The 12,592-nt window shown below is 66.0% G+C and carries 11 protein-coding genes; 6 read left to right on the forward strand and 5 right to left on the reverse strand.

Translation table 11 applies throughout. The annotated features are described in order from the left end of the window. The first annotated feature begins 124 nt into the window (after positions 1–124). Positions 125–1,771, forward strand: a complete 1,647-nt coding sequence (locus P2T60_RS06010) for a rhomboid-like intramembrane serine protease (RefSeq protein ID WP_276281650.1) — start codon at positions 125–127, stop codon at positions 1,769–1,771. Positions 1,772–1,795: 24 nt separating this feature from the next. Here P2T60_RS06010 and P2T60_RS06015 read toward each other — a convergent pair whose 3' ends face one another. Together P2T60_RS06015 and P2T60_RS06020 are read right to left on the reverse strand one after the other, a co-directional pair. Then, positions 1,796–2,491 (reverse strand): METTL5 family protein, encoded by a 696-nt coding sequence (locus tag P2T60_RS06015; protein ID WP_276281651.1) that lies wholly within the window; start codon positions 2,489–2,491, stop codon positions 1,796–1,798. Positions 2,492–2,833: 342 nt separating this feature from the next. Continuing rightward, positions 2,834–3,235 (reverse strand): DUF7961 family protein, encoded by a 402-nt coding sequence (locus tag P2T60_RS06020; RefSeq protein WP_276281652.1) that lies wholly within the window; start codon positions 3,233–3,235, stop codon positions 2,834–2,836. 155 nt (positions 3,236–3,390) lie between these two features. Here P2T60_RS06020 and P2T60_RS06025 point away from each other — a divergent pair, with 155 nt between their 5' ends. Further along, positions 3,391–4,296 (forward strand): esterase/lipase family protein, encoded by a 906-nt coding sequence (locus tag P2T60_RS06025; protein WP_276281653.1) that lies wholly within the window; start codon positions 3,391–3,393, stop codon positions 4,294–4,296. A 27-nt stretch (positions 4,297–4,323) separates the two neighbouring features. Here P2T60_RS06025 and dph2 read toward each other — a convergent pair whose 3' ends face one another. Then, the gene (gene dph2, locus P2T60_RS06030) at positions 4,324–5,373 is read right to left on the reverse strand and encodes a diphthamide biosynthesis enzyme Dph2 (RefSeq protein WP_276281654.1); all 1,050 of its coding nucleotides are present in this window, start codon (positions 5,371–5,373) and stop codon (positions 4,324–4,326) included. 344 nt (positions 5,374–5,717) lie between these two features. Here dph2 and P2T60_RS06035 point away from each other — a divergent pair, with 344 nt between their 5' ends. The 3 genes from P2T60_RS06035 (at position 5,718) to P2T60_RS06045 (ending at position 8,562) form a co-directional block, all read left to right on the forward strand. After that, positions 5,718–6,119 carry a YlbF/YmcA family competence regulator gene (locus tag P2T60_RS06035; RefSeq protein WP_276281655.1) on the forward strand — a complete coding sequence of 134 codons (402 nt, stop codon included), beginning with the start codon at positions 5,718–5,720 and terminating at the stop codon, positions 6,117–6,119. A gap of 94 nt (positions 6,120–6,213) precedes the next feature. Then, entirely contained in the window at positions 6,214–7,674 is a 1,461-nt protein-coding gene (locus P2T60_RS06040; protein ID WP_276281656.1) for a hypothetical protein, read from the forward strand. A gap of 54 nt (positions 7,675–7,728) precedes the next feature. Further along, the gene (locus P2T60_RS06045) at positions 7,729–8,562 is read left to right on the forward strand and encodes an MBL fold metallo-hydrolase (protein WP_276281657.1); all 834 of its coding nucleotides are present in this window, start codon (positions 7,729–7,731) and stop codon (positions 8,560–8,562) included. Positions 8,563–9,138: 576 nt separating this feature from the next. Here P2T60_RS06045 and P2T60_RS06050 read toward each other — a convergent pair. Then, positions 9,139–9,378 carry a hypothetical protein gene (locus tag P2T60_RS06050; RefSeq protein ID WP_276281658.1) on the reverse strand — a complete coding sequence of 80 codons (240 nt, stop codon included), beginning with the start codon at positions 9,376–9,378 and terminating at the stop codon, positions 9,139–9,141. A gap of 64 nt (positions 9,379–9,442) precedes the next feature. After that, complete coding sequence (locus P2T60_RS06055; RefSeq protein ID WP_276281659.1) at positions 9,443–10,372, reverse strand: WD40/YVTN/BNR-like repeat-containing protein; 930 nt, start codon at positions 10,370–10,372, stop codon at positions 9,443–9,445. 146 nt (positions 10,373–10,518) lie between these two features. Here P2T60_RS06055 and P2T60_RS06060 point away from each other — a divergent pair, with 146 nt between their 5' ends. Then, positions 10,519–12,567, forward strand: a complete 2,049-nt coding sequence (locus P2T60_RS06060; protein ID WP_276281660.1) for a hypothetical protein — start codon at positions 10,519–10,521, stop codon at positions 12,565–12,567. Positions 12,568–12,592 lie beyond the last annotated feature (25 nt).

Here is a 12,592-nt window from a genome sequence, read left to right on the forward strand (position 1 = left end):
TGTAACTATTTTCTAATTATTGTTGAAACATTCTCTCCAAATATTGGTGTAGTATGATTCACATTTTGCGCCCGACCCGCGACTCCGGACATTCATTTATACGATGCTGGTCAAAACCATCGGTATGGTTCAGTTGCCCTCATGGTTGCCAGCGCCGGAACAGGTCGCCATTCCGCTCGCCGTTCTGCTGTCGCTCGTTCTGGTCCGGCGACTCGACGGGCCGAGCGGTCGGTGGGGCCAGCGACTTCGCTCGCGGTTCCTGCTCGGCGTTCCGTGGGGAACGCTCGTCTCGATAGCGGGCGTCCTCGCGGTGTATCTGTTCGTTCAGCAGGGGTGGAACCACTGGCGAAATCCCGTGACGCTCCCGTTCTCCTCGTGGTCGTATCTCTACCCGACGGGTTGGTTGCTCGCACCGTTCTCCCACACCGGGCCGGGCCACCTCGTCGGCAACCTCACGACGACGCTCGCCGTCGCACCGCTGGCGGAGTACTTCTTCGGTCACTTCCCGTCGAAGCGCGGCGAGAACCCCTTCTTCTCGCGGACCTCGAACCCGTGGATTCGCGCGTTCGTCATCTTCCCCGCGGGCGTGGCGCTGGTCGGTCTGGCGACCAGCGTCTTCGCGTGGGGACCAATCATCGGCTTCTCGGGCGTGGCGTTCGCGTTCGTCGGGTTCGCGCTGGTCCGATACCCCCTGATGACCGTGGTCGCGGTGTCGGCGCAGGGTGCCATCCGGACCGCCTACCGCGCCATGCGCGACCCCGTGATTCAGGGGTCGGCCTCGCGGAGTTTCGGCGACCCGTGGTGGTTCGGTATCGCGGTGCAGGGCCACGCGCTCGGTCTTCTGCTCGGCATCCTGCTCGGGGTCGCGGTTCTCTACCGGCGGCGCGAACGCGTCGGCGCGCTCCGACTCTGGACCGGCACGGTGGTTCTCGGCATGTCGATGACGCTCTGGGCGCTCTGGTGGTATCGCGGCGAGAGTACCTACGTCCTCTATCGCGGGTTGGGCGTCGTCTTCGTGGTGGCGCTCGCCGCCCTGACCACCGTCGCGGCGACTGCCGACCGCAGACCCCTCTTCGGCGACGTGTCCCGCCAGCAGGTCGGCCTGCTGGCGCTGTTGCTCCCGCTGGCGGTCATGGTCGGCGTGGCGGTCCCGGTCAACCTCACCACGGTCGGGGACGCCAGCGTACCCGGCGACGGCCCGGCGGTCGAAGTCCGGGGCTACAACGTGACCTACGCCGAGAACGTGCCGAACCAGAAGGTCTCGGCCATCGACGTGTCGCTGTTCGGCGAGACGACCGACGTGACCACCAGCGGCGTCGTCGTGGTCAACGAGGACCGCGAAATCTGGACCCAAGCCGTCTCGAAGGGGCGTCTCGCCTTCGGCGGCCGGGCGGGGGTCCGGGTCGGCGGCGTCGGGTGGTCGGAGGTCGTCAACGTCCAGCGCCGGGGGTGGTCGGTCGTGGACGGCGGAACCACCTATCAGGTGTGGCTTCGCGGCCCGGACGACGACGAGTGGACTCACGCGTTCGCCTCCGAACCGGCGATAGCCGGGCCGAAACTCTCGAATCGGTCGGTCGCAATCGTCCCGAACCAAGGCACTTTCGTCGTCCACGTCACACAGAATAACTCGACGGTCGCGGACGCGCCGATGCCCGCCGTGGGCGGGAACGTGACCCTCGACGGCATCCGGTTCGAACGCAGGGGACCGAAACTGTTCGCGGCCTACGACGGGACCAGAGTCCGGGTCGCGTCCCGCGAGACGTACAACTGAGTCGGGGACCGGCGGACCCCTCCGTCAGCGCCACCGAATCCGGAACACCTCGGCGTCGATTACCTCGCGGTCGCTGGTCTGGTGGGCGAACTGCCGGGCGAGCGCCAACTCCGCGCGGAAGGCGTGCGTCACCTCGCCGCCCTCGTCGGCGGCGAAGGACTCCACGAACTCCCGACTCCCGGCGTTGTGAATCGAGTAGGAGACCCCCGAAATCTCGCTGGCGGTCGCCAGAAACGCGCGGTCGGCGTGTTCGTTGCCCGCCTGCGCGCCGAACGGCGGGTTCATCAGGACCGTGACGTTCGCGCGGTCGGCGTCCGGCGGGCAGAGCGGCGCGCGGGCGGCGTCGGCCACCATCCACTCGACGCCGGTCGCGGACGCGGGCGCGTCCGCGTCCGCGACGCCCGCGTCTGCGCCCTCGCCCTCGCTCGCGCCCGCGACCCCGACCGCGCGCTCGTTCTCGCGGGCCTGCGCGAGTGCCGCGGGGTCGCGGTCTAGCGCGAGGACGCGCGCGGGACCGCGGAACGCCGCCCCGAGCGCCAGCATCCCGGTCCCGGTGCCGAGGTCCACCACCGTTCTCCCGGCGATGTCCCCCTGCACGCTGGCGAGGTGGACGAGGTGGGCCGCGAGGTCCGCGGGCGTCGGGTACTGCTCCAAGTCGAGTCGGGGGTCCGCGAACCCCTCGACCCGCGAGAGACGGCGCTCCAGCGCGGCCTTGTTCATGCGTGTGGGGAGTCGTTCCGCGTAAGTGAGCGTTCGGGTTCTCTCTCGGCTTGTTTTGTTCCGCGTCGGAGGTTGGGTACCGTTTTCGGACGAGTGCCGTCGCTCTGCACCGCGGGAACGGAGTGATGAATCCCTCGAAAGCCCCGCCCGCTCGCGGGTTTTACGACCCGCGAGCGGGCGGCCCTTACCCCTCCCACGGCGGTCGGCGGGCGCGCTACTGGAGTTGCGCCGGGCGCGTTTCGGCGGTCGGCCGAGCGCGACCGAACGCACAAATGTAGAGAAATATTTAGAAAAGGGAAAAATTTCTCTTGGCTAGGTACAGATTGCCGAAAGACAGCTTTGTCAGTGTTCGAGCGTGATGGGACCGGCCACGTCGAGGGTGACACCCTCGCGGCGGGCGCGTTCCGCGACCGCCGCGAGCGCCGGGCGGACCTTCGACTCGTCGGCCACGCTGTCGAACTCGACGGTGACGGTACTCGCGCCGAGGAACGAGGCGGCCTGCACGTACTCGCGCACGCGGTCGGCCTCGTCCTGAGTGGCGAACGAGCAGTCCTCGCCGAAGCAGGCGCTCACGACCACGCGGGCGGCCACGAAGTCGTCGGCGTCGAGTTCACGCTTGAGTTCCCGGAGGTCCTCGCGGGCCGTCGAAGGGATGGCGTCGGCGTCGAGACTGACCGGCGTGGCGTCTTCTACGCGACAGCGTTCGATAGCAGTTCGGACATCTGCGGAACGGGTGGCGCTCATCGTTACCAGCACATACCCCTTACTCATACAAAAAGGTTAGGCAAATGCATGTCAGTTATATCCTCGGCGATGGTAATCTCCCTTACACCTAACAACGCTTCTCTAGTTGAAACTCTCACGATTAAACTTAATATAGAGCAATTCGACACAAAAGTATGCGCTCCCCTGACAGTCAGCGACACGGTGCATCGAGTCGAATCGGCAGGCGGACGTTCCTCCGGGGGACGGCCGCAACGGTCGGTCTCGCGGGATTTGTCGGGTCCGCGTCCGCCTTCGAGGGCGACGACGGCGACATCACCGGCGCGGCCGACTTCCCGCGGGCGACCACCCGCGGCCACTTCGACATCCACTGGTGGTACGGCGACCAGTTGACCGACGGTCACACCGCGTGGGACTACAGCACGGTCGGCGACATTCCGGGCTACGGGACGGCCAACCCCAACGAGGTTCTCGTCTCGGTCCACGGTTGGCGAGTCGCGCCCGACGAGGCCCCCGACCACTTCGCCACGGTGAAGCAGTCGCTCCGGAACAACGGCTACGACTACCCGGTTATCGGATTCAGCTACGACTCGGACACCAGCACCGACAACTGGTGGCCCACGACCGACATCGCCGAGCGAAACGGCAAGAAACTCGCCAACTTCCTGACCGACTACCGCTCACGGACCGGCGCGCGAATCCGACTTATTGGTCACTCGATGGGCGGCCGGGTCGTGCCCGCGACGCTCCGCGCACTCAACGGACTCGGCAAGTCGGACTTCGTGGAGTCGGCGACGCTTCTCGGCGCGGCGACAGACAACGACGCGGTGGCCGTAGACGGCGAGTACGGAGACGACATCGCCGTGGCCGCCAAGTCGGTAGACAACTACTGGAAGTCCGACGACGGCGTGCTGAACTGGGCGTACTCCACGGCCGAGTTCGATTCGGCGGTCGGGGAAGAGGGCTGTGAGGGCACTCCGCCCGCGAACTACGACGACCACAACGTCGATTACGTGCCCGACCACTTCTCGTACCACCAACCCGGCGACGGGTGCATGGCGGAAGTCGTCTCGAACTTCTGACTCGGCGAGAAGAGGGCGAAAGCTACCTCACCACGTTCCGTGGAAGGTGTCGAACGAGAGGTCTTCGAGGGGTTTGTTTCCGACCGCGATTTCGTACTCGCCGGGCGTCAGCATCGGCTTGTGGAACTGCGGGCCGTCGTCGGTCGTGATGCGCGGACACCCGGTGTTGACGAACGCGTCCATGTCGAAGTTCCGGAGGCGGTCGGGCGTCACCTCGTCCATCGTGATGAGGTAGGCGTCGTCGTTGTCGTCCAGAATCTCTTGGGCTTGCTCCCACCGGCCCTGTCCGATTTTCGTACAGAAGATGACGCCCCACTTCTCGGCGTCCATCGCCTTGTGGACCGAGGCGTAGCGCTGTTTCAGGAACTTCTCGGTGTCCGCGACCGTGACGACGTTGTTCACGGGGTCGGCGATGACGACGTTCTTGTCGGGATGCTCCATGGCGAGACCGAGGGGGTGGAACTTCCCGCCGCCGACGTACAGCACTTGGTCGGCGTCGATGTCGGCGCTGGCGTAGTTACAGCCCAGAACTTGCCCCTCGTGAGTGAGTCGGTCGTCGCCGCGCCGGGTGTGGACCTCGAACCCACGTTCGTCCAACCACGCTTTCATCTCCTCGAAACGGTTCATGTGCTGGGCGGTCGTCACGAGACCCACGTCCGGATTCTCGTCGGGGTCGGCGAGTTCGGAAAGCGACTCTTCCATGATGGGGAACACGTCCACGTTCGAGAACAGCGGGACGTAGATGACCTTGTCCGTGTTCTTCATCGGCGAGTGGCCGAAGTGGACGAACACGTCGGTCCGCTTCATCAGGAAGGTGTCGAGGTCACAGGCCCCGTAACAGGGCTGGCCCGACAGCATCACGGTCACGTCGTCGGGGACGAGTTCCCGGATGTCGTCGGCGACCTTCGGGCCGCGGCGCTTCAGGCCCTCGGGGAACTGGAGACCGACCTTGGTGGCGTCTCGCTCTTCGACCGCCTCCACGATGCGGTCGAGTTCGTAGTCCCACTCCCGGTCGTGCTTGAGGGACATCCCGGTGTTTCGGAGGTCTCCCTCGCTGTACTCGCTGTCTTGGCTCATTGGAACTGGTTTGTCGGTCAGGACGTTTAAGACCCGTGTTCTCTGGCGGGGTCGTCCAACTCTTCGATTCGACTTGAGGCGGTCTCGCCTTTGCGATTCCGCCGAGGGCGTGGTTTGGTCGGCCGAGTGTTTCGCCGTCGTCCCGGCGCAGGTGCTATCCGGCGCGCGCAGGACTGCGCGCGCCGGAGAGGTAGCTGGGCGACCACAGGTCCCCCGAAGCTTTCGAGACCATCACGCCGAGAGCAACCCCGACCGCTAGACTCGTCGTTCGCTCATCAGTTCTACTCCGATTCGCCGGGAGTATCCGGCAGGTTGAAAACTCCGCAGTTCCAATCCAGACGCACATGAGCATCGAAACCGAGGCCGACGGCGAGGCGACCGAACTCTCTCACGTCGAAGAACTCGCGGGGGAACTCGGGGAGGCCATCGCGGAGACGCCGGAGTACCGGCGGTTCGAGGAGACCAAGGCGGCCGTCGAGGACGACGACGAGGCCCAACAGCAAGTCAAGGAGTTCGAGCAGTTGCGCCAAGAGTTCATGCTCGCGCGACAGACCGGCGAGGCCACCAAAGAGGACATCCAGAAGGTCCGGGAGGCCCAGCAGGAACTCCACTCGATGCCGGTGATGGAGGAGTACCTGCAGGCCCAAGAGGAACTGGAAGCCAAGATGGAGGCCGTCAACTCGGCAATCTCCGAACCGCTGGCCATCGACTTCGGCGACCAAGCGAGCGGTTGCTGTGAAGACTGACTGACCGACGCCGCGCTTCTTTCTGATTCACCTTCGACATCTGGCAACGACGCCTAAGTCCGTCGAGACCCACCTCTGTTACAGTGGGGGAACTATGGTAGACGAAAATCGAAGCACGACGGACGAGGCAGGGCGAGACGACGCGACGAACGTCACGACCGACCGCGAGACGATTCGGACGTGGGTCGAAGACAGCGGGGCCAAGCCCGCGTTCCGGACTACCGAGTCCGGCGAGCGCGAACCGTACATTCACTATCCGGACGACGAGACGACCGAGAACGTAGAGGAGACTTCGTGGGACGAGTTCCACGGTCACCTCGAAGAACACGAACTCGCGTTGGCCCGCCACGCCGACCGACCGAAGGAGGGCCGCGAGCAGTTCGACCTCGTAGACCGGACCGAGGCCATCGAGCGCGCGACCCTCGAGGACGAAGAAGTCGAACAGGCGCTGATGGAGGGCGAGACGGTCGAGACCCAGATTACCGAGACGAAGGTCATCGAGAAGACGGTCCGAGAGACCGAGACCATCGAGAGCGAGGTCGTAGACAGCGAAACCGTCCGCGACGAGGTTGTGGACACCGAACTCGTCCGGCGGGAAATCGTCGGGATGCGCATCGGCGAGGAAGAGCGGGGAATCGCCATCGTGGAGGACCGCGAGAGCGTCGGGTGGGAGGAAGACGTTCAGGAGTTCGACGTGACCGAGCGAGAAGTCGTCACCGTGGACGTAGACGAGACCCGCAACGTGACCCGCGAGATTATCGAGCGCAAGCGCGTCGAGAGTCGGGTCGTGGACCACGACGTGGAAGAGACCGAGACCGTCGAGTCCGACACGCTGGAGAGTCGCGTGAACCTCGAAGGCGTCCAGCGAAACATCCTCGAAAGCGACATCCTCGGCGGCGAAATCGTCACCGAGGATGTCATCGAAGGCGGCCACGTCGAGAGCGAGTTCACCGACGAGGGCGTCATCGAGACCCACCTCTACGAGCGCCGCATCGTAGAGGACGAGATAGTGGACCGCAAGCGACTCGTCTTCGAGTTCACCGACGAGGAACTCGTGAGTAGCGAGACGGTCACGTCCACGGTGGTCGAGACCATGCTCGTCGGGTCGGACGCGACGGGCGAAGCCGTAGAGGGCGAGCGAACGAGCGCCGAGGGGATTCGAATCGACCGCGACGAGACCGGCGCGGAGACCGAGACGGCGACGGCCGAGGGGTCCACCGCGACCACCGACGAGACCACGGCCGCGGAAAGCGGGACCACGATGGGCGACGAGACGGCCGCAGCGTCGGACGAGACGGTGGTCGAAGACGAGGCCATTGTGCTTGACGACGACGACGTGGGCAAGGACGTGCTAGACGACACCGACGAGAAGGTCGGGGTCGTCACCGAAGTAGACGAGGATGCCAACCTCCTCTACGTAGACCCGAACCCCGGACTGGCCCAGCGCGTCAAGACCCGACTCGGGTGGGAAGGCCACGACGAAGACGCCTACTCCGTCGAACCCGACCGCATCGCGGAAATCGACGACGACCACGTTCGGCTTCGAAAGCTGTAGTCGCAGTCGCCCCGAAGAACAACACTTACCTCTTTTCTCGGTCCAGTGGGCCACATGGCAATCCACAGCGACTGGGGAGACTGGCTTCCGCGCGCGGTCGAAGACGCCGACCCCGAGGGCATCGCGGTGTGGTACCTCGGCTGTAACGGGTTCGTCCTGAAGGCAGAGGACACCACCGTCTTCATCGACCCGTACCTCGGGACCGGCGACCCGCCGCGCACGATTCGGATGGTGCCGGTACCCTTCGACCCCGCAGACGTGGAGCAGGCCGACGCGGTGCTGGCGACCCACGAACACACCGACCACGTTCACGGCCCGAGTCAGGCCCCGATTCTCGAATCGACGGACGCGACGTTCTACGCGCCCGACGACGGTCTCGCCGTCGCGCGCGACGAGGAGAACTGGACCGACGAGTGGGACGTGAGCGACGACCAACTCGCGGAAGTTGCGGCGGGCGACACCTTCGAGGTCGGCGCGTTCACCGTCCACGTCGAACCCGCCCACGACCCCGACGCGACCCATCCGGTCAGCTACGTCGTGGAGTACGACGGTCGGACGTTCTTCCACGGCGGCGACACCAAGCCCAGCGACGAGTTCGCCCGCGTCGGCGAGGAGTACGACGTGGACCTCGGCGTGCTGGCGTTCGGGACGGTCGGGAACATCCCCGACAAGGAGACCCGCGAACCCAAGCGCACGCGGTGGTACAACGACGAGAATCAGGCCGTCGAAGCGGCCAGCGACCTCCAGTTCGACCGCTTCCTGCCGAGCCACTGGGACATGTGGAAGGGCCTGACCGCGGACCCGACGGCGCTCCACGACCACGTCCGGAGCTTCGAGTATCCGCGACGGCTGGAAATCGCGGAAATCGGCGACCGCGTGGACCTCTGAACGCCGCTGTCACGGAGTCGGCGGGGTTAGACTCGCACGCGGGGGCGCGGCGCGTACGCGCCGCGCCCCGCGCCGAAGCGACCGGGACGGAAACACGAAGCCACGCGAGAAGATTAATTTTATTGCTCTAAGAATTGTATAGGTTGCCAAAAGGTTCAAATACGAGGGCGGGACCAACTTCCCTCGGACGCTCCGCGCGGTTCCGAGCGCGGGCGGCGCGCGGGCACTGCCCGCGCGCCGCGGGACCGCCAGTCCGACTAACCGGAGACGGCTGAGCAGAGACTCTCCGTGACCGACCGCGAGCGAGGAGCGAGCGGGCTTTTTGGTTCAGGTTTTTCGAGGAGCGGTGGCCGCAACGCCCGAACGAAGTGAGGGCGTAAGGACACCCGACGAGAAAAAGGTGGATTAGCCCGACTACCCCGAGAGGGCTGAGCCACGAGTTCGACGCGGCGGACGCTGGCGTCCGCCGCGTCGAGGCCGAGAGTCGCCTCACTGAGGTCGAAGAGCCGTCGGTCCGGACTCACGCCGCACTCCGTCGGGTTCCTCGCTACGCGCGCCACCCTCGCCACACGCACGTCACTCCCGGCGGTGACGGAGCGCGTTCCGAGTCTTCCCGACGCGGTTCGCAACCACGTCGAACAGAGTGAACGAGAGCCTCGTGAACAGCGCAAAGAGCAGTAGCACGGCGAGCAGTCCCGCCGCGACGCCGATTCCCTGTAGGCCCGAGAGTTCCAGCAGTTGCACGACGAGTAGAACCGCGATGAGGAACACCGCAGTCTCGACGAGGATTCCCACCTTCTGCGCAGGACCCACCATACAGAAGCTTCGGAGTGCGAAGTGCTAACAATTTTCGGCCCGGCGATTCGCGTCGCCCGGTCGCTCACACCACGCAGAGCGACGCCACGCCCGCGGGCATCCGGCCACCGACGACCCACTCACTGGAGGCCCGGAGAATCACGCCGCCGTCGTTCGTGCCAGCGACGACGCGGCCGTCGTCGTCGGTCCACGACAGCACGACTTCCTCCGGTTGGCCCGGATACGGGACCGCTTCGAGGGTGTCGCCGTCGTTGTCGGACTCGAAGAGCGCCGCGTCCGCGCCGCGTTCGCCCTGCCACGTCCCCGGCGAGGACCGGGCCGCCGCCGCGTAGAGGGTGCCGTCGAGTGCGAACGCCTCCCGGAAGTAGGTGTGGTCCGCGCCGTCGTCCAGTCGAATCCACGTCTCGCCCGCGTCTCTCGTCCGGTAGAGACCCCCGCCACAGGACGCGACGTAGTGGTTCGGCCCGCGCACGAGGACGTGATGCACGTCGTCGTGAACCCCCGACCGGCGCTCGGTCCACGTATCGCCCCTGTCGTCGCTGACGTGGACGCCGCCGACTTCCACGCCCGCGACTACGCGGTCAGGTGCGTCCGGGTGCGCGCCCAGACTCCGGACGTGGGCCTCGTCGCGGTGGCGCGGCGTGTGCCACCGGTCGCGCGACGGGAGGTCCTGAAGGCCCGATAGCTCCCGCCACGTCGCTCCGTCGTCCTCGGAGACGTACAGGTGCGCGGGGTGCGTGCCGGCGTACAGGCGCTTGCCCGCGGGGTCGCCCAGCACCGAGTACACCTCTTCACGCGGGACGCCCAACTCCGTCCACGAGTCGCCGCCGTCCGTCGAGCGGTAGAGACCGGACTTGGTGGTGGCGAACACGCCGTCCCAGCCGTCGAACTGCCGAACGCGCATGACGCGCCCGGCGTCGAGTACTTGCTCTGGCGAGTCGAACCGCGGTCCGTCGGCGCGGTAGACGCCGTCGTAGGTTCCTGCGAGCAACATAGTCGTGGGTAGGCCCGGCGCGCCCAAATAGATGCATCCCGTCGGCGGCGTCTCTCGGCCACGCCCCGCCACGTCCGAGCGTCCCGGTCGTCGTTTCGTCCCGTGCGGGCGTGTGATTTATATGGCCGTTCTGGGATGTGAACCGTATGAGTGACAGTATGACCGAGGTGGTCACGACGAACGAGAGTGGCGTCGTCGTGGAGAAGTCCTTCGAGGGGGACGAGTTCGCAGTACCCGCAATCAAGTTCGTGATTCGTTGCGAGCGAGACGAGCGCGCGACTCTCCGCCTCGCGGACGACATCCCCGAGGAGTTCCCGATGGACAACGTCGGCTTTCACCCCGACTACGAGAACGACAACTGGACCGCGTACAAGGACCACCGCGTGGAGTTCGAGCGCGAACTCGAACCCGGCGAGGAACTGGTCACGGTCTACGGCGTCCGACTCGCCGACGGCGACGACCCCTCGACGTTCCTCGGCACGCCGAGCATCGAGGGAGTCGCGTCCGGCACGTCCGACTCCGGTTCGGCCGCTCCGGAAACGGCAGACGAACCCGAACCGGACCCACAACCCGAGGCGGACGCGGGTGGCCCGGACCTCGACGGCGAAGTCGGCGGCCCGGACGGAAACACCATCACGGACATCGTCTCCGAAGAGGACAGCCAACTCGTCCGCGACGTAGTGGCGGGCGAAGAGGACCTCGGACTGGACGACGACGCCGAGGACCCGCTGGCAGGGGACGCCGGGGACGCGGACGACCCGCTGGCGGGAGACGCGGACGACCCGCTGGCGACCGGCGGCGAGAACGAGTCGGCGAGCGCGGACGACCCGCTGGCCGAGAGCAACGACGACTTGCTCGGCGATTCGGACGACCCGCTGGCCGGGGACGCGGACGAAGACGGCGCCGATAGCTTCCTCGACCCCGAGAGCGAGGAAGTAGCCGACGAGACCGAATCGACCGACGCGACCGAGGAGGACGCCGTGGTCGAGACCGACGACATGGTTGGAGCGGCCGAGTCGTCCGACTCGGCCGCGGACGACCGCGCGAGCGCCGACGAAGAAACGCCGGACCTCGCCGACGAGGATGCCGCCCCCGACCCCGACGAACCGGCCGACTCCGACGTTTCGACGCCACCCTCGCAGGTGGCCGACGAGACGACGACCGCCGACCCCGAACCGTCGCCGCCGCGTCCCGGAAGCGTCGCGGCCGCGCTCGCCGACGAGATTCGCGCTGGCGAGGTAGACGACGGCGACTTGGAAGTCCTCCAGCGCGAACTCGACGTGAAGATGCCCGAGAGTACCAACGTCCGCATCCGCCACCTCCAGTCGCGGGTCGAGGACCTCTCGGCGTACACCGAGGCGCTGGAGGAGTTCATCGACGAGAACGGCGTCGCCGAAGACATCTTCGGCGACTTCGAGGACGACCTCGCACAGATGCGGGCCGACATCGAAGCGTTCGAGGACGAGGTGCAGGCGGTTCGGACCGAGACCGACGCGACCGACGACCGCGTCGAGGAACTCGACGCGGAACTCTCGGAACTCGAATCCGACCTCGCCGAACTCGACGACCTGCGGAGCGACCTCCGCGAGGTCGAAAGCAACCTCCGCGACGACGTGCGCGAGTTCAAGACCGACTTCCGCGAGGACCTCGGGGACCTCGAAGACGACGTTGAGGGTCTCGAAGGACTCCGCAACGACGTTGAGAGTCTGGAAAGTCTCCGCGAGGAGGTCGAAGACCTCGAAGGACTCCGCGAGGAGGTCGAAGCGCTGGACGACGTTCGGAAGAAAGTCGAGGCGCTGGAGAGCGTCCGCGGGGAAGTCCAAGCCCTCGAAGACGAACTCGCCGAGGTCAGCGAGGTCGGCGAGGACGTAGAGACGCTCGAAACCCAACTGGACGAACTCGAAGAACTCGTCGGCGCGAACACCGGCGACGTGACAGCAGTCGGTGACGAACTCGAAGATGTCCGCGACGAACTACAGGCGGTCCGCGAGGAACTCGGCGACGTGAGCGAGGTGGCCGACGAGGTAGAAAGCGTCTCCGAGAGCGTCGAGTCGCTGTCTACGGACCTCGACGCGCTGGAGGAGAACCTCACCGCACGGGTCGAGAGCGTCGAGGGCGACGTTGCCGACATCCACGACGAACTCGAAGGCATTCAGGAGTGGCGCGAGCGAATCAACGACGTGTTCGGCAACTAATTGACGACTACTTTTATGTTCTCGC

This window comes from Halorussus caseinilyticus (assembly GCF_029338395.1).
GTDB classification, from domain to species: Archaea; Halobacteriota; Halobacteria; order Halobacteriales; family Haladaptataceae; genus Halorussus; species Halorussus caseinilyticus.

What these genes read in the sequence shown, in the direction of transcription:
- P2T60_RS06010 (WP_276281650.1), top strand. Translation starts at nt 125, where the DNA reads ATGGTTCAGTTGCCCTCATGGTTGCCAGCGCCGGAACAGGTCGCCATT.
- P2T60_RS06015 (WP_276281651.1), bottom strand. Translation starts at nt 2,491, where the DNA reads ATGAACAAGGCCGCGCTGGAGCGCCGTCTCTCGCGGGTCGAGGGGTTC.
- P2T60_RS06020 (WP_276281652.1), bottom strand. Translation starts at nt 3,235, where the DNA reads ATGAGCGCCACCCGTTCCGCAGATGTCCGAACTGCTATCGAACGCTGT.
- P2T60_RS06025 (WP_276281653.1), top strand. Translation starts at nt 3,391, where the DNA reads ATGCGCTCCCCTGACAGTCAGCGACACGGTGCATCGAGTCGAATCGGC.
- dph2 (WP_276281654.1), bottom strand. Translation starts at nt 5,373, where the DNA reads ATGAGCCAAGACAGCGAGTACAGCGAGGGAGACCTCCGAAACACCGGG.
- P2T60_RS06035 (WP_276281655.1), top strand. Translation starts at nt 5,718, where the DNA reads ATGAGCATCGAAACCGAGGCCGACGGCGAGGCGACCGAACTCTCTCAC.
- P2T60_RS06040 (WP_276281656.1), top strand. Translation starts at nt 6,214, where the DNA reads ATGGTAGACGAAAATCGAAGCACGACGGACGAGGCAGGGCGAGACGAC.
- P2T60_RS06045 (WP_276281657.1), top strand. Translation starts at nt 7,729, where the DNA reads ATGGCAATCCACAGCGACTGGGGAGACTGGCTTCCGCGCGCGGTCGAA.
- P2T60_RS06050 (WP_276281658.1), bottom strand. Translation starts at nt 9,378, where the DNA reads ATGGTGGGTCCTGCGCAGAAGGTGGGAATCCTCGTCGAGACTGCGGTG.
- P2T60_RS06055 (WP_276281659.1), bottom strand. Translation starts at nt 10,372, where the DNA reads ATGTTGCTCGCAGGAACCTACGACGGCGTCTACCGCGCCGACGGACCG.
- P2T60_RS06060 (WP_276281660.1), top strand. Translation starts at nt 10,519, where the DNA reads ATGAGTGACAGTATGACCGAGGTGGTCACGACGAACGAGAGTGGCGTC.